The organism is Methyloparacoccus sp. NF-16, from assembly GCF_056880625.1.
On the sequence record NZ_CP174130.1, the window covers coordinates 3,095,903 to 3,111,343 of the forward strand.

At 64.0% G+C, this 15,441-nt stretch carries 13 protein-coding genes, 1 tRNA gene, 2 pseudogenes and 1 other annotated feature; of the genes and pseudogenes, 11 read left to right on the forward strand and 5 right to left on the reverse strand.

Going from position 1 to position 15,441, the window contains the following annotated elements; translation table 11 throughout:
- Positions 1-7 precede the first annotated feature (7 nt).
- Positions 8-979, forward strand: coding sequence for an efflux RND transporter periplasmic adaptor subunit (locus ACH5N8_RS14645; RefSeq protein WP_483281858.1), 972 nt, complete (start codon positions 8-10; stop codon positions 977-979).
- Complete coding sequence (locus tag ACH5N8_RS14650) at positions 976-2,427, forward strand: efflux transporter outer membrane subunit (protein ID WP_483281859.1); 1,452 nt, start codon at positions 976-978, stop codon at positions 2,425-2,427. The genes ACH5N8_RS14645 and ACH5N8_RS14650 overlap by 4 nt, the downstream gene beginning before the upstream one ends.
- Here ACH5N8_RS14650 and ACH5N8_RS14655 read toward each other — a convergent pair.
- Together ACH5N8_RS14655 and ACH5N8_RS14660 are read right to left on the reverse strand one after the other, a co-directional pair.
- Entirely contained in the window at positions 2,424-3,059 is a 636-nt protein-coding gene (locus ACH5N8_RS14655; protein WP_483281860.1) for a response regulator transcription factor, read from the reverse strand. The genes ACH5N8_RS14650 and ACH5N8_RS14655 overlap by 4 nt on opposite strands.
- On the reverse strand, positions 3,056-4,672 hold the full coding sequence (locus tag ACH5N8_RS14660) for a two-component system sensor histidine kinase NtrB (protein WP_483281861.1): 1,617 nt from the start codon (positions 4,670-4,672) through the stop codon (positions 3,056-3,058). Before ACH5N8_RS14660 ends, ACH5N8_RS14655 begins: the two co-directional genes overlap by 4 nt.
- Before the next feature lie 349 nt (positions 4,673-5,021).
- Between ACH5N8_RS14660 and ACH5N8_RS14665 the strand changes: the two genes are divergently transcribed.
- Both ACH5N8_RS14665 and ACH5N8_RS14670 read left to right on the forward strand, forming a co-directional pair.
- Positions 5,022-5,097: transfer RNA gene (locus ACH5N8_RS14665), tRNA-Thr, on the forward strand.
- 304 nt (positions 5,098-5,401) lie between these two features.
- Positions 5,402-6,633 (forward strand): IS3 family transposase gene (locus ACH5N8_RS14670; RefSeq protein WP_483281862.1). Its coding sequence is split into 2 segments (ribosomal slippage): positions 5,402-5,693 and positions 5,693-6,633, totalling 1,233 coding nucleotides; the frame shifts between segments, so codons are not numbered across the junction.
- Positions 5,680-5,796: a sequence feature (AL1L pseudoknot), on the forward strand. Its footprint overlaps the gene before it by 117 nt.
- Positions 6,634-6,767: 134 nt before the next feature.
- Here the strand turns inward: ACH5N8_RS14670 and ACH5N8_RS14675 are convergent.
- A pseudogene (locus ACH5N8_RS14675) lies at positions 6,768-6,923 on the reverse strand (ATP-binding protein); the annotation flags it as partial.
- A 713-nt stretch (positions 6,924-7,636) separates the two neighbouring features.
- On the opposite strand from ACH5N8_RS14675, the gene ACH5N8_RS14680 reads away from it, so the two are divergent.
- The 3 genes from ACH5N8_RS14680 to ACH5N8_RS14690 all read left to right on the forward strand — a co-directional run bounded on the left by ACH5N8_RS14680 (position 7,637) and on the right by ACH5N8_RS14690 (position 9,821).
- Positions 7,637-8,437 (forward strand): carbonic anhydrase, encoded by an 801-nt coding sequence (locus tag ACH5N8_RS14680; protein WP_483281863.1) that lies wholly within the window; start codon positions 7,637-7,639, stop codon positions 8,435-8,437.
- A gap of 38 nt (positions 8,438-8,475) precedes the next feature.
- A complete protein-coding gene (locus ACH5N8_RS14685; protein WP_483281864.1) occupies positions 8,476-9,021 on the forward strand; it encodes a hypothetical protein in 546 nt (181 codons plus the stop codon).
- Positions 9,022-9,632: 611 nt separating this feature from the next.
- Positions 9,633-9,821, forward strand: a complete 189-nt coding sequence (locus ACH5N8_RS14690; protein WP_460026483.1) for a hypothetical protein — start codon at positions 9,633-9,635, stop codon at positions 9,819-9,821.
- Positions 9,822-9,959: 138 nt separating this feature from the next.
- Here the strand turns inward: ACH5N8_RS14690 and ACH5N8_RS14695 are convergent, their stop codons facing one another.
- Both ACH5N8_RS14695 and ACH5N8_RS14700 read right to left on the reverse strand, forming a co-directional pair.
- On the reverse strand, positions 9,960-10,214 hold the full coding sequence (locus tag ACH5N8_RS14695; protein WP_483281865.1) for a DUF7230 family protein: 255 nt from the start codon (positions 10,212-10,214) through the stop codon (positions 9,960-9,962).
- Between the two features lie 226 nt (positions 10,215-10,440).
- Positions 10,441-11,496, reverse strand: coding sequence for a shikimate dehydrogenase family protein (locus tag ACH5N8_RS14700; protein WP_483281866.1), 1,056 nt, complete (start codon positions 11,494-11,496; stop codon positions 10,441-10,443).
- A 193-nt stretch (positions 11,497-11,689) separates the two neighbouring features.
- On the opposite strand from ACH5N8_RS14700, the gene ACH5N8_RS14705 reads away from it, so the two are divergent.
- From ACH5N8_RS14705 to ACH5N8_RS14720, 4 genes and pseudogenes are all read left to right on the forward strand, one after another.
- Positions 11,690-11,944 carry a cysteine rich repeat-containing protein gene (locus ACH5N8_RS14705; protein WP_483281867.1) on the forward strand — a complete coding sequence of 85 codons (255 nt, stop codon included), beginning with the start codon at positions 11,690-11,692 and terminating at the stop codon, positions 11,942-11,944.
- A 220-nt stretch (positions 11,945-12,164) separates the two neighbouring features.
- Positions 12,165-12,407: a DUF6868 family protein gene (locus tag ACH5N8_RS14710; protein ID WP_483281868.1), complete on the forward strand. Its 243-nt coding sequence runs from the start codon at positions 12,165-12,167 to the stop codon at positions 12,405-12,407.
- Between the two features lie 442 nt (positions 12,408-12,849).
- Positions 12,850-13,395, forward strand: a pseudogene (locus tag ACH5N8_RS14715) (DUF4118 domain-containing protein); the annotation flags it as partial.
- Positions 13,396-13,466: 71 nt separating this feature from the next.
- The gene (locus ACH5N8_RS14720; protein WP_483281869.1) at positions 13,467-15,398 is read left to right on the forward strand and encodes a PAS domain S-box protein; all 1,932 of its coding nucleotides are present in this window, start codon (positions 13,467-13,469) and stop codon (positions 15,396-15,398) included.
- The last annotated feature ends 43 nt before the right edge of the window (positions 15,399-15,441 follow it).

Consider the following 15,441-nt stretch of genomic DNA (forward strand, 5'->3'; position numbering starts at 1 on the left):
TTGAGCGATGTTGCCCAAATACACCCTCCCCGCCCTGGCCCTGGCCGGCTTCGCCTTCGGCGTTTACACGGTCGTGAACGGCAACCGGCCGGTGCCGGTGGCGCCGGCGGTCGTGCAGCCCGCCGAGGCGCCCTTCGGCACCTTCATCGCCGGCTCCGGGATCATCGAGGCGCAGAACCGCAACGTCGCCATCGGCGCGGCGCTGCCCGGCCTGGTGCAGACGCTGTCGGTGAAGGTAGGCGACCAGGTCAGGGCGGGCACGGTGCTGTTCAGCGTCGACGACCGCGACGCGCGGGCGGTGCTGGCCATGCGCCGGGCCGACCTTGCCCGCGCCCGGGCGGCCGTGGCGGAAGCCAGCGCCGGACTGACCGATGCGCAGACCTTGCAGCGGCTGGCGGAGGCCGTCACCGACCGCCGCGCCATCAGCGCCGAGGAACTGGAACGCCGCCGCAATGCCGTGCTGATCGCCAGGGCACGGCTGGACAGCGCCAGGGCGCAGGTGCAGCAGGCGGAGGCCCAGCTCGCCGCCGCCGAAACCAATCTCGACCGGCTGACGGTCCGGGCACCGATGGACGGCGAGATATTGCAGGTCAACATCCGCCCCGGGGAATACGCCATGGCCGGACCGCTGACGACACCGCTGCTGGTCATGGGCAACCTGGACCAGCTGCACGTGCGCGTGGATATCGACGAGAACGATGCCTGGCGCTTTCGCCCGGGTGGCCACGCCATCGCCTACCTGCGCGGCAACCGGGCATTCAGCACGCCGCTGACGCTGGCCTACGTGGAGCCCTATGTGGTACCCAAGCGGTCACTGACCGGCGACAGCACCGAGCGGGTGGACATGCGTGTGCTGCAGGCGCTCTACCGCTTCGACCGCGAGCGCCTGCCCGCCTACGTCGGCCAGCAGGTCGACGTCTTCATCGAGGCGCCCGGCCAGGAAGCCATGCGGCCGCCGACAGCGGCCACGCCGCCGTGAGCCGGGTGCTCGCACTGCTGCTGGCGGCGCTGGGACTCGCCGGCTGCATGGTCGGTCCCGATTACCGTCTGCCCGAGGTCGGCACGCCGGGCAAGTATGCCGGCGCCCGCGACCACCACAACATTCCGCCACCGGATGCCTGGTGGACGGTCTTCAAGGATCCGGTACTCGACCGGCTCATCCGGGAGGCTGCCGCCTTCAATCTCGACATCCGCCAGACCGGGCAGCGGATTCTCGCAGCCCGGGCGGAACGCCAGCGCACCATCGCCACCGGGCTGCCCAGCCTCCAGGGCCGCGCCAACGCCAGCCAGCGGCGCAACGATTTCATCACCGGCGGCGGCGGCCTGAGCAACCCCGCAGCGGGCGGCTATTTCGGCAACAACCTGATCGACATCATCCAGGCCGGCTTCGACGTGCAGTGGGAAATCGATCCCGCCGGCGGCCTGTTCCGGCGCATCGAATCGGCCCAGGCGATGATCGAGGCCGAGCAGGACTACCGCCGCGCCGTGCTGGTGTCGCTGCTGGGCGAGGTGGCGCGGCTGTACATCGACCTGCGCGCCAACCAGCAGCAGATGGCCATCACCCGGGCCAATCTGGCTACCCAGGAGGACACCCTGCAACTGACGATGGCGCGCGCGGGCGCCGGCCTGGACAGCCAGCAGGAAGTGGCGCAGCAGCAGGCGCAGCTGGAAACCACCCGCTCGCAGCTGCCCGCCTACGAGATCGCCGCGCGCCAGGACGCGCACGCCCTGGCGGTGCTGCTGGGCAAATCGCCCGACACCCTGCTGTATCTGCTGGAGATGCAGACCCCGGTGCCGGCGGCACCGACCGATGTGATCGCCGACCTGCCCTCGGAGCTGTTGCGCCGCCGCCCGGACATCCTGCAGGCGGAACGCCAGCTGGCAGCGGCAACCGCCGACGTCGGCACGGCCACGGCCCAGCTCTACCCCAAGCTGAACCTGACCGGCTTCCTGGGGCTGCAGAATACCCGCCTGTCGGACTTCACGCCGGTGGGTAAATCCTGGGCGATGGCGGGCGGCATCAGCACGCCGATCTTCAACTGGGGCCGCATCCAGGCCGAGATCGACAAGGCCAGCGCCCAGCAGCAGCAGGCCCTGCTGGCCTACCAGCAGAGTATCCTCACGGCCTTCCGGGAAGTGGAGGACGCGCTGGTGGCCTATCAGCGGGAACAGGACCGCCGCCGTGCGCTGAGCGCGTCGGTGACGGCCAACGCGCTGGCGGTGACCCTGTCCGAGGAGCGCTACCTGCGGGGACTGACGGCATTTCTCAACGTGCTGGAGGCACAGCGGGCGCTGTACCTTGCCCAGAGCAGCCTGGTGGCCAGCAATGCCCGCATCGCCACCAGCCTGGTGGCGCTGTACAAGGCGCTGGGTGGCGGCTGGCAACCGATGGAGCCGCCACCCCACGCCGAGGCCGGTCCCGGCTAGGACGCCGTCGGGGAAGCCTCCGCGCCGTTGCGATGCTCCAGCACGCGGCGCACCACATCGACGACGGAGCGGGCATTCAACTTCTGGATCAGCCGCTCGCGGTGCTTCTCGACCGTGCGCTCGCTGATGCCGAAGCAGGCGGATATCTCGCGGGTCGAAAGTCCCTCGGTCAGGCGCTCGAGGATTTCCCGCTCGCGCGGCGTCAGCTGCTGCAACCGCTGTTCCATGTCCGAGAGATCCTGCTGCCGGCTGCGCTGCAGACGGTCCTTTTCCAGCGCCTCCTGCACGCGGCTGATGATGAGCTGATGGCTGGCGGGTTTTTCCAGAAAATCGAAGGCGCCGGCCTTCATGATCTGCACCGCCATCGCGATATCGCCGTGCCCGGTGAACATGATCACCGGCAGGCGACAGCCCATGCGCCCGAGTTCCTCGAGCAGGCGGATGCCCCCCATCCCCGGCATGCGGACGTCGAGCAGCAGGCAGCCGGGCTGGCGATGGACATCCGCGGCCAGAAAGGCTTCCGCCGAGTCGAACAGCCAGACCCGCAAGCCTGCCGATTCCAGCAGCCATTGCAGGGACAGCCGCATATCGGCATCGTCGTCGATCACAAAGACCCGGCTCTCTTCGGTCATGCGCGCTGACTCCCGGCGGCGACTACCGGCAAGCGGACGATGAAGGTGGAGCCGGCCGGGCTGGAGACAGCCCGGATCTCGCCGCCATGCGCCTCGACGATGCTCTTGCAGATGGACAGCCCAAGCCCGATACCATCGCGCTTGCTGGTCACGAACGGCTCGAAGATCGCCCGTGCCTGATCGGCGGGAAAACCGATGCCGGTATCAGCCAGGCTGATTTCCACCGCCGGGCCGTCCACCTGGCGGCCCTCGATGACGAGCTGCCGCGCCGAGGTCGGACGCGGCTCCATGGCATCGACGGCATTGAGGATCAGGTTCAGCAGCAATTGCTGGAGATGTATGCGTTGCCCCACGACGGGCGGCAAGTCTGCCGGCAGACGATCGATCAGCGCGATGTGGCGACGGTCGAGTTCCGGCTTGAGCAAGGCAAGCGTCTCGGTGATCAGCCAGCCGAGGCAAAGGTTTTCGCGGTCAGCCTCGCGCGGCTTCACCAGGTTGCGAATGCCCTGCACCATGGCCGAGGTCCGCTGCGCCAGCCGGACGGCTTCCTCCAGTGTATCGGCAAGCCCCGGATGCTCCTGCAGCAGCTGGCCGAACCGCAAGCGGACACCGCCCAGGTAATTGACGATGGCCCCCAGCGGCTGATTGATTTCATGCGCCATCATGGCGGCCAGCTCGCCGACGGTGCTGAGCCGCTGCATGTGCCGCAGTTCGCCTTGCTGCTGCTTCAGGCGGGCCTCCTTGTCGCGCATGATCGCCTCGGTGGCGATGCGCTCGGAGATATCCCGCACGATGCAGGTGTAATGCTGCCTGCCATCCTGAAACACGCCGACGGAGATTTCCAGCGGGAAGCGGTCGCCATTCCGCTTGCAGCCGAAATAGGTGACCGGGCGCTCCAGCTGGTGGTGTCGGCGTGACAGCTGGGCCAGCAGCACAGGCTCCAGAGGCTGATCGTCGATCCGTATCAGCGCCTGTGCCTGCAGGCCGGCCAGTTCGCCCGGCCGATAACCGAACATCCGGGCTGCCGCCCGATTGCACATGTCCACCACACCCCGCTCGTTGACCGTCAGGATGCCCTCGACGGCCGTATCGAGGACGGTCTTGAGACGCGCCTCGTTGCGCCGCAGGCGGGTTTCCAGCTGGCGGCGCTCATGCGCCTCGGCCTCCAGCAGGGAGACGGTCATGCGGCGCATCGCGATTTCGCGGCTCAGATCGTCGTTGATGAGCGCCAACTGGCGGGGGCTCGGCAGTTGCAGGGCCTGTTTCAACACCGGCCAGAGCAGTATCGCGCTGGCCAACGAAATGAGGGCCGTCGCGGCCTTGACCAGGCCCTGAGCCAGGTAATCCGGGCGCCACAGCGTCCAGACGTCGAACACGTGCGAGGTGCCGCAAGCGAGGATGAACGCCGCGAACAGATTGAACATCCAGCGGTATTCCAGATCCTTGCGCTTGGAAACGAAGAACGCCAGCGCAAAGGGGATGGAGAAGTAGGACAGCGCGATCAGGGTATCCGACACGACATGCAGGATCAGCAGTTCCGGCTTCCACATCAGGCACATGCCATGCGGCATGAGCCCCGAGGAAGACAGCAGGCTGTTCAGGCTGATGGACATAGGGCGCACCCCCGGATGTGGTTTCGCGATGCGTGGCGTCCGCCACCGGCGCCATTATGCCTAGCCAGACACCGCGCCGCATGCGGCCATCCGGCCGGGCAGCCTTTGCAATGCCATGACGACATCTGGTAAGGTACCCGGGCCAGCCTGATGTATCGCAGAAATACCTCTTTCTCACCAATAAGGCGATTTCAGCGGGATACGGATCAAGGGAGTTGATCTCACATCAGGTTGGTCCATCTGCTCGCGGATGGCCCCGCACGACCAGGCGATGACTCGCCGGGCCGACAGCGACCGGGGACATGCCGTCATCGCACATACATGCGGACCAGTATCCGCCATCCGCCTGGCCGGCGTAGCTCAGTTGGTAGAGCGGCGCACTTGTAATGCGCGGGTCGAGGGTTCGAATCCTTTCGCCGGCTCCATGCCTCCTTCCGGGGCGTTCCACCAAAGTCCCCGAACCCGGGCCGTTCAAGGCGTTGGCGTTCCGTGGTTGTCCATGGAACAAATCCGGCTGCGTGTTCCGCTGCGGGATCAGCCGCAACCGGCGCCGACACGACCCCGCGCACAATCTGCGCTGGGTAGACGTTTCTGAGCTGCCTGTGCGGCAGTGAACGACGATGTGTAATGACCCAGCGAAATCTGCACAGGTTAAGCTGCTAATTTGAAAACCTCGGATTGAACGGCCCCGGGTTTTGAGGAGGCTCCAACACTTGAGAAGATGGAGCCATGAACAAGTCAACAAAGTTCTCACCCGAGGTGCGCGAGCGCGCTGTGCGCATGGTGCAAGAGCACCGGGGCGACTACCCGTCGCTGTGGGCAGCCGTGGAATCGATTGCGCCCAAGATTGGCTGCGTGCCGCAGACGCTGCTGGACTGGGTCAAGCGCGAGGAAGTCGATGCCGGCCAGCGTGATGGCCTGAGCAGCAGCGAGCGCGAACGCCTCAAGCAACTGGAGCGTGAGAACAAGGAGCTGCGCCGCGCCAACGACATCCTCAAGGCCGCCGGCGCGTTTTTCGCCCAGGCGGAGCTCGACCGCCGTTTGAAGAGCTGAAGCGCTTCATCGACCAGCACCGCAACATGTTCGGGGTCGAGTCCATCTGCCAGGTGTTGCAGATGGCCCCGTCGTGTTATTGGCGCCACGCGGCCCGCCGGCGCCGGCCTGAACTGCGCAGCGCCCGCGCCCAGCGTGACCAGGCCCTTGCGGCTGACATCCAGCGCGTGTGGCACGCCAACTGGCAGGTCTACGGTGCCGACAAGGTCTGGCTGCAGATGAACCGCGAAGGCATCCGGGTGGCGCGTTGCACGGTCGAGCGGCTGATGAGGCGCCTGGGGCTGCAGGGCGCGCGTCGAGGCAAGAGCGTTCGCACGACCACGCCAGATGCAGCAGCGCCGTGCCCGCTGGACCGGGTCAATCGGGTGTTCAAGGCCGAGCGTCCCAATCAACTGTGGGTGTCGGACTTCACCTACGTCAGCACGTGGCAGGGCTGGCTGTACGTGGCCTTCGTCGTCGACGTGTTTGCCCGGCGCATCGTGGGCTGGCGCGTCAGCCGCACCATGCAGACGGACTTCGTGCTTGATGCGCTGGAGCAGGCCCTGTACGAGCGTCAGCCCGCTGCCAATGCCCTGGTGCACCATTCGGACAGGGGGTCGCAATACCTGTCCATTCGGTACACGGAACGCCTGTCCGAAGCCGGCATCCGACCCTCGGTCGGGAGCAAGGGCGACTCCTACGACAACGCGCTGGCCGAGACCATCAACGGGCTGTACAAAGCCGAATGGATTCACCGCCGGGGCCCCTGGAAAACCAGGGAATCCGTGGAACTGGCCACCCTGCAATGGGTGCATTGGTTCAACCACATCCGACTGCTCAAGCCGATTGGGGGCATCCCTCCGGCAGAAGCTGAGGCAAACTACTGGCGGCAACTCGCCAGTGAGGCCGCCACATCGGCCTCAACTTAAACCAACTGGCCTCCTCGATACCCGGGGCCGTTCATGGCTCTATTATCTCAATTCTGGCAATTCCAGACCTTAAAAGATGGTCCTTTTATAAAGCAAATCAAAGGACTAAGAGATATTCAGCTCGGACTAGATAACAGCTTGGCTCGCTCCCGCCCGAAGGGCAGGTAACCAACCTCGTCGACCACCCGCAGCTTTGGCCCCAGCGCCGACCGGTTGACATACTCCTTCAAGCGCCCCTGGCTGCGCGCTGTGCCCAGTTGCAGCATCAGGTCGGCGGCAGTGAAGAAGCGCACCACCTAATTGGCCGTCACCTGCCTGAGCGATGCCACCCTCGCCCAGGTGGGTCAGTTTCACTTCGGCGCAGGGGGCAGTATTTCATCGGCGATGACACAGCCGCACTTGATGGTCCTTTCCGCTCTGGCCCATGCGCCCGGGTTGCCTATCGGGGCACCGGCAGGAGAGGTTGGCCATGAACGAGGTTTCGTAAAGCGCCGGCGCGCTCCCGTCCAGGCACTTGGCCGTCGCTCAATGCGATCCGTACCGGTCGAGATGATGGGTTGTGCCGGAACCTGCAGGTCGTGGATTTCCGCTAGCACGCATGACGCCTCGGCCGTAGAATCGGCCGTGATCACTCCGCTTATATTTCAATCCATGCAAAACGATGCCCAATGACATAGGCGGTGCCGATCCTCCCTGCCACGCTCGCCCACCCTATCCATTTACCGAAGCCCATGATCAATAAAAACCTTGCCATATGCGCGTTCTTTGCCTGCACCTGCTTCACCAACCTGTATGCAGCCGAAGATTCCGCCAAGCCTTCGCAACCACAAGCCGCCACCAGCCCACAGACTATGGTTCCTGCCGACAAACAACAACAGCCTCAGTCACAGAGCGCTAACAGGCCAGAAGATCAACCTCCGACCAAACCGTCCATGGTTGATTACTGTCGCGAACACACATGCTAAGACGAGGCTAGGCCTTACAGCCCCAAAAGAGCAACGCCATGAGAAAACATAATGTAATTGCCCTGCTCGCAGCAGGCATCATAAACAGCGCGGCAGTCTTCGCTGACGTCCCGCACTGGAATTACGAGGAGCAGGATCAACCCGCTGGCTGGGGAGCCATCGAAGGCGCAGGCACGCCACCCCCGATGAACTACCCTTATGCGGAGTGCGCCATTGGCACCAAACAAACCCCGGTAGACATATCGAACACCAGGAAAACGCCCATCCTCAACGGTCTTACATTCAACTGGAAACCGTTTACCGCTGACTTTTACAATACTGGACATGCCGTTCAGGTGCAGCCCGTTGACCCCAAAAGCTACAAGGGCACGACCAAGGTCGGAAAAGACGTTTACCCGCTCTTGCAAGCCCACCTGCACACACCGAGCGAGCATACGCTGAACGGACAAAAGTTCGAAGGCGAAATGCATTTCGTCAACGTACGCACCGATGGACGCGTCACTGTCGTGGGTATGTTCATTGAGACTGGCGCCTACAACCCGCAGATCCAGTTGATGCTTGACAATACGATAAACAAGCCGGAGGAGAAAACCCACAATCCGACAAACCTTGTCTTTGATCCGAAAAAACTCCTCCCCAAGGGAACTGGCAGCAGCAAGTTCTATACCTACTCCGGCTCATTAACCACCCCTCCCTGCACCGAGGGCGTGAACTGGTATATGTATGAAAAACCCATTACAATGTCCGAAGCGCAACTCGTCAAACTGAAAAGCTTTTACGACGGCAATGACAGGCATCTTCAGGACCTCAATGGCCGGGAACTCGTGACCAACAAATAGCGCAGCACCGCATTTAAAACCCCAAAACGGACACTGGAGTGTCCGTTTTTTATTCACCACGCTCGCTGCCTCTCAACACCACACGCCAAGGCAATATCCAAAGGATAGCCAGACAACAGCCGAGGAAGTCGAACCTGGGCGACACAAGCGCACCTTCCTATGAATTTGGCTTCAACGATGGGCAATATCAGCCGTATTCAGGAGATTTTCGGGAGAGTGCCGGATTCATCGGGGGCAAGGCGCGCCTTTCTCGATCCAGCGTGAAGCAGCCGTTGGTCTCGGGATTTTTCAGCTGGGCACCGGGCATCGGAGTACCGGGCGCGCCGGTTTTGGGGTTCGGGACCATGACAGATCTCACAGCGACCGTTCGGCAAGCCCTTGTCATCCTCGCCACGGCTGATGCCGAACAGATGCGGGCGCGGGTAGTCATTGGTGGCCGGATTGCCGGGATCGCTGGCCGTGTGGCAGTCCTGTCAGCGCGGGGCGACCCGCACGGCATAGATCTGTCGCCATTCCCAGGTACCACTTGGTCACCGGGCGCCCATGGGGTTTGCAACCCTGTCCGCCTGGCTGACCGCATTTGAGGATGTCGGTCCTGAGGTCGTCGGCGACCAGTCTGATGTCGGCCTGGCTGGGCAGGCCGGTAAGCAACGTCGGCGCCGGACCCGGGACGCTGGCGAGGCATTTGCGAAGCCGGTTCGGGGCAGCCGGACGTGCATGGAGCAGTACCGGGGAATGGAGCGCGCCCGTGCCGGACTGGCCGTAGCCATTGACTTCGTCCCGTGCCGTATCATTGCCGCTCAGTTGCCCTTGGCGGCATCCGACCGCTGGCCGCCGGCAGTCCACCGATCGCGACGCACCGCCGTCGCGGCCCCGCCACGCGGATCCCGGGGTCGGCCGTCACGACCCCTGCCCCTGTGGCTGCGGCACGCAAGACAGGAAGTGTTGCCTGGACTGAGCCTCATCGCCCCGAACGCTGGCAGGCGCTGCATCGGCCTCCGCAACGGGCCCGGCGACTGGCCACGAGCATGGTGAGGCGAATAGGCGCATAAACCCGGGCTTGTTGCCGGAGAGGCGTGATCCCGGCCCCTCTTGGCCTGCCATCACGGTGGCGACGCCGCCGGAAGGCTGCCGGGGGAGCGACCTGGGGCAGCCCTACATTTCGTTAATAAGCAAGTTCAAGGAGCGCACCCCGATGCATCCAGCACCACGGTTCAAACCCCTGAGCATCACCCTCGAGACAGACCAGGAGGCCAGACACCTGATACAGGCGCTGCGTCTCTACGAGGAATATCATGCGGCCAGTTCACCCCAGGCCCGGTTTGCCAGGGAGTTCCTGGATTGGTTCCATGCGCACTTGCGGATGGAACCCGAGCAGAACTGATTCCCTTGCCGCGGATATGGCGGGGGAGAATGACGCCTGGCAGCCGAATCGTGCGGGAGACCACGACGGCACCGGCGCAACGCCGGTCGCTCACACAGCTCAAGGGTGATATTAACCCGGCCATTTTTTATCGAACGGCTACAAACCATGGAAGCCTTGTGTGGCGCGGCAACTGACCCCATGGCCGTACGTTTTATTGTGGCCGGAGTAATAGCCATCGCCCGTGACAGGCCGGGGGTTCCATGACGAGGGCGCGCGGGCAGAAAAAAGCCCGGGGGCTCCGGGCTTTTTGTGCTTGATGTAGCCTTTTCGGGCTGCCTTCTTGCGGTCGACCTGCACGGTCGATTTGTTGTAGGCCCGGGCATGCCTGGCCACGGGATTGCTCGCCTTCATCGTCTACCTCCCGCCTGTTGGCGTTTACCAATCGGGTGGCCGATCGGGCATGACACCCGATCGGCCGGCACCGACATTCTGTCACATGCAGGTCACATCCGTCGCCGTGACCTGATCGCGACAGGTCAACCCCCGGGTGAACGGCCCCGCTTTCCATCCGCGTGGAAGGATGCCGGTCCGGGTGATCGTCGGTGGTGCCGACAGGTCACCATGGTCCGCCTCGCATCTAGGCCGGCGCTTCGCCCAGGGCACGGGCAACCGCCGCCTGAAAAATGGCTTCATCCGGCGGGATGCCGGTCCACGCTTCGAAAATCTGCATCGCCAGCTGCACCAGCATCTCGACACCATCGACAATTGGGCACCCCTTTGCCTGTGCGGTGCTCAGGAAGGGCGTAAGCCTCGGGTTGGTGATGACGTCCACGACGGTCGTGGCCGGCGCCAGGGTATTCCAGTCCACCGGAACGGGTTCCCGTTCCGGGGCACAGCCGAGATGGGTGGCGTTCATCAGGATGTCGGTAGCGGGTGGCAGGCGGATGTCACCACTCCATGGCTGCCACGTACATGGCACGCCGGATGCTTGCATCACCATGCGAGCGACATCCTGGCCCTGCGCTGCCCGCCGGGTCACCAGGGTCAGATGGGCCGCACCAGCCCAGGCCAGCTCCACGGCCATGGCCCGTCCCGCGCCACCCGCACCCAGCATGACGATCCGTTTGCCCTCGATCGGGGTGAGCTTGCGGATGGCCTTGACGACACCCTTGCCATCATTGTTGTGACCGGTCAGCCTGCCGTCGCGGATCGTCAGGTAATTGGCCGCGCCGATCGCCCTGACATCGTCGTCGACGGCATCCAGGTAGGGCATGACAGCCACCTTATAGGGCACAGTGACGCAGGCGCCGGCAAATCCCAGGGCGCGGATACCGCCGATGGCGGCGGCGACCTCGGCCTCGCTGGCCACATCGCTTTTCCAGAACTGCCAGTGCAAGCCATGATGGGCGAACACCGCATCGAACATCCGATCGATCGGATTTTCGGCGACCGGATGCCCGATCATGCAGGCGAGGTGTTTCTGCGGCGGCAAGGTGAAGGTCATGGTCCGGCTCCTGTCCAGGGTTGCGAAACCTCCCGGCTGGATAATACCCGTGCCGGTGGCATCGCGGAGGGAAACACCGGCAATCGCCGGTCCATCGGGATGATCTCGCCGCGGTGCCGGGTCACGGAAGCCGATATCCTCAAGCTTGCCCTGCATGTCGGCGGTACGGGTCGCATCTGGTGACAGCATAACGCCCCCCTGCCAGAACCGCGCGGAGCCTTCAAGCTGGCGGCTTGCCGAGGCACGGCGCCATCGCCTCCGCCCAGGGTTGCCCGGAACCGCCGCATCCGACACACTCTTCGCCCCCTGCCCTGGTCTCGCGGTCATGGTTCGCCCTGCGCGACGATGCCGGGCTTTCATCACCTCGTACCGGAGATCGCTGATGACAACGACATATCGGGCCCTGCTGGCCATGCTGTTGATGGCATCCGTCAATGCATGGGCGAAGGAACCGCCAACGAAGGACAACCCGGCGAACGGTTTTCTGGCCTACTGCGCGCCGGATATCGAGCGGCTCTGTCCCAACGTGCCCGCCGGCGGTGGCCGGATCAAGGCATGTCTTCTCGGCAAGAAGGAGCAGATGTCGGTCGGTTGCGCCAAGGCGCTGCAAGCGCTCAGGCAGGAAAAGCAGCAATAGGCCCGTCGCGCCCGGTTGATCGGGACAATACCCTGCCCCCGACGGCAACTCCGCCAGAACGTAGCGCGCGGTCGCTGGCGCCTGCTGCACAGGGACGGGGGGTTCTTGCCGCAACCTGTGCGGCTGACCGGGGGACAGCGCTGCCCCGCTTGCGGCAGCACTGGCGCCGCTGCCAGATGTCCCGATCCGGGCCCGTTCCACCGCACAGAATGGCGACATCATGACAATTCCCGAACTTCAGGCGTGGCTGCTCGGATCGCTGGCGGTCAACTACGGATTGCTCTGTCTCTGGTTCGCTGCCTTCGCTTTTGGGCATGACACGCTGTATCAGCTGCACCGGCGCTGGTTCCGGCTGTCGGTCGCGACCTTCGATGCGATCCACTATGCCGGCATGGCGCTGTTCAAGATCGGCATCTTCCTGTTCAACGTCGCGCCATTGATGGCGCTCTGCCTGATCCGCTAGCGCCGGGGCCCCGGCCGCTTCGCGGCCCCCCTGGGCGCGCCCGAAAGAGCTGACTCGTTTTCAGCCAGACCGAAAACCGGTTTTGTCATCAGAGACCTGAAGAGATAGCCACAGCTTGTTTGACAGGCTGTCCACGAAAAATGGGGATAAGCTGCGGCGATCTGCCGGGCGCGTGCGGCGGCAGTGCCCATGGAACACGGCAGGCACGGATGCCTGGCCGCACGCCAACGAGGCCCCGTCCACCGGACAGGAAACACGGGAGATGCTGCCCGCGCGCCCCTCTGCCGGTCCGGCAAAACCCGCGCCGATACGACCGCGGCCCGCAACACCCGGGGGGAGCGGCGTATGATCGCCAACAAGCCGAGGCGGCTTGACTGTGCTCAGCCGGCCTCCGGGAAACATGGCGCCGTCAGGGGTCCGAACGATGAAGCAGTTGCAATCCATGCTTGCCCGCAGGCACACACGCCTGATTCTGGCCCTGCTGGCGCCAGGGGCCGCCTGCTGGCTCCAGTCGCTGGTGTGGGATCAAATCCAGCCCCGCATCTGGTTTTTCTTTTACCCAGCCGTCTTTACCAGCATCGTTCTGGGTGGCCTGCGTGCCGGGGTGGCGGCCACCTTGTTATCCGGCGGGTTGGCGGTCTGGTTCTTCATGGAACCACGCTACAGCCTGAAACTCAGCCATCTGCCAGATGGCCTTGGCCTTCTTGAATTCCTGCTCATGGGTATCGGGGTCTCCTGGTGGAGCGACCGCCAGGACCGCCGCTGGGCGCTTTTGCTGCAAACTCAGCGCGAGCGGGCGGACTACGCCAGCCGATTCCAGGTCCTGTTCGAGCAAGCGCCCGTCGGCGTCGCCCTGATCGATTCCGTAGATGGTCGAATCCTGGAGCTGAACGCGCGGTTTGCCGAGATCGCCGGACGCAGCCTCGCCGAGATGCGCGCGCTGGACTGGATGCGCATCACCCACCCGGACGACGTGCAGGAAGACCTGGATAACATGGCCCGGGTGGGCATGACCGTCGCACCGGTGAAGGTGGCCGAAGGCGAACGGCTCCGCCACCTGTGTATGGTGGAGGACATCACCGAGATCCGTCTACAGCTAGAAGCGTTGGCGCAAGCACACGAGCAACTGGCACAGAGAAGAGTGAGCAGCGGCTTCGGCTCGCGACCGAGGCCGCCGGGGCAGGTATTTGGTGCTGGGACATCGCCACCGACCGCTTCGACTGGTCGCCGCTCTGTCGCCAGCATCTGGCGCTTCCGCCTGACGCAACCCCTGGTTATGCGCATTTTCTGTCCGTGCTGCATCCCGACGACCGCACGGCCACCGACCAGCTGGTGCGCGACGCCCTCCAGCAGCACCAGGACTATGTCACCGAATACCGCATCGTCCAGCCCGATGGCGGTTATCGCTGGATCAGGGCCATGGGCCGCGGGATCTTCGGTGCTGCCGGCCAGGCCACCGCCATGCTGGGCATCACCCTGGACATTACCCAGCGCAAGCAGAACGAGCTGAACCTGATCGCCAGCGAGCGGCGCTTCCGTGACCTGTTCGAACATATGCCCATCGCTTATCAATCGCTGGACCGTGAGGGCCGCTGGCTTGATGCCAACCAGAAGCTGGCGGACCTCCTGGGCATCGAGAAGCCCCAAGAGCTGTTAGGACAAAATTTTGTCGACTATTGGGCGGACACCTTTCGGGATCAGTTTGAGACGAAGTTCGAGGAGTTCAAGCGCACCCATGGTGTCGAAGGCAGGTTGTTCTTGTGCCGGGCCGATGGGCGCCCCATTACCGTGCAGATTACTGGCCGCATCCAGTGCGACAACGAAGGCCGCTTCCTGTGCACCCATAGCATCCTGCTGGATGTCACCGAACGCGAGGCACTGGAGCAGCAGATCATGAAGATGAATCTCGACCTGGAGCAGAAGGTCGCGGAACGCACCGACCAGCTCAAGACCGCGCTGGAGGCCAAGGGCATGGTGCGGCGCATGCGTGCGGCGGGCCATTCGTTGTTGACCATCCTCAACGATATCCTCGATTTCTCCAAGATCGTGGCGGGGCAACTAGCAATCGAGCGGCGACCGTTCAAGCTTGAGGAGATGCTGCACCAGATCGACAACCTGATGGGTGGATCGTCACGCGAGAGGGGCCTGGAACTGTGGGTGGATGACCGCACAAACCTCAACGGACGGCTACGTGGCGATGCGCTGAGGCTTGAGCAGGTGTTGCTGAATCTTGTCAGCAATGCGGTCAAATTCACGCATGTGGGCGGTGTCACACTGCGCGTGAAGCCGCTGGAGGTGCTGGCCGATCAGGTCCGGTTGCGCTTCGAGGTGGAAGACACCGGCATTGGCATGCTTCCTGAGCAAGTAGCCGGCCTGTTTCAGGCCTACCGGCAGGCGGACGGCAGCATCGCCCGGCGTTTCGGTGGTACCGGCCTCGGGCTGACGATCAGTAAACAGCTGGTGGAACTGATGGGCGGTGCCATCGGGGTCGACAGCGAGGCCGGCAAGGGCAGTACCTTCTGGGTTGAGCTGCCGTTTGGCCGGATGGAGGACATACCGCTTCCCGAGACCACCCCACATCCGACAGATAGCCCTTCATTAGACGGCTTGCGGGTGCTAGTGGCCGACGATGCCCAACTCAACCGCTTCGTTGCCGAAAAGGCACTCACGAAGCGCGGCGCAAAGGCAACCCTCGCCGTCGATGGCCAGGCAGCGCTGGAGCGTCTTCGCGGCCATCCCGCGGACTTCGACCTGATGCTGATGGATGTGCAGATGCCGGTGATGAACGGCCTGGAGGCCGCTCACCGCATTCGCCGGGAATTGCAGCTGACCCGGCTGCCCATCATCGCCTTGACCGCCGGGGTCATGGCCGAGGAACAGCAGGCAGCCCTCGACGCGGGCATGACGGATTTCATGGCCAAACCCATGGACCTCAACCAGCTCTCGGACATGATCCGGAGACATTGCCCATCGGCGTCCCCCGAAACCTGAGCAGGCGCTTGCCGTATCGGCTCTGCACTCCGGGGACGGGCTG

Excerpts from the sequence above, each read along its gene's own strand:
- ACH5N8_RS14645 (WP_483281858.1), top strand. The coding sequence starts at position 8 with ATGTTGCCCAAATACACCCTCCCCGCCCTGGCCCTGGCCGGCTTCGCC.
- ACH5N8_RS14655 (WP_483281860.1), bottom strand. The coding sequence starts at position 3,059 with ATGACCGAAGAGAGCCGGGTCTTTGTGATCGACGACGATGCCGATATG.
- ACH5N8_RS14660 (WP_483281861.1), bottom strand. The coding sequence starts at position 4,672 with ATGTCCATCAGCCTGAACAGCCTGCTGTCTTCCTCGGGGCTCATGCCG.
- ACH5N8_RS14680 (WP_483281863.1), top strand. The coding sequence starts at position 7,637 with ATGAGAAAACATAATGTAATTGCCCTGCTCGCAGCAGGCATCATAAAC.
- ACH5N8_RS14690 (WP_460026483.1), top strand. The coding sequence starts at position 9,633 with ATGCATCCAGCACCACGGTTCAAACCCCTGAGCATCACCCTCGAGACA.
- ACH5N8_RS14695 (WP_483281865.1), bottom strand. The coding sequence starts at position 10,214 with ATGAAGGCGAGCAATCCCGTGGCCAGGCATGCCCGGGCCTACAACAAA.
- ACH5N8_RS14700 (WP_483281866.1), bottom strand. The coding sequence starts at position 11,496 with ATGCTGTCACCAGATGCGACCCGTACCGCCGACATGCAGGGCAAGCTT.
- ACH5N8_RS14705 (WP_483281867.1), top strand. The coding sequence starts at position 11,690 with ATGACAACGACATATCGGGCCCTGCTGGCCATGCTGTTGATGGCATCC.
- ACH5N8_RS14710 (WP_483281868.1), top strand. The coding sequence starts at position 12,165 with ATGACAATTCCCGAACTTCAGGCGTGGCTGCTCGGATCGCTGGCGGTC.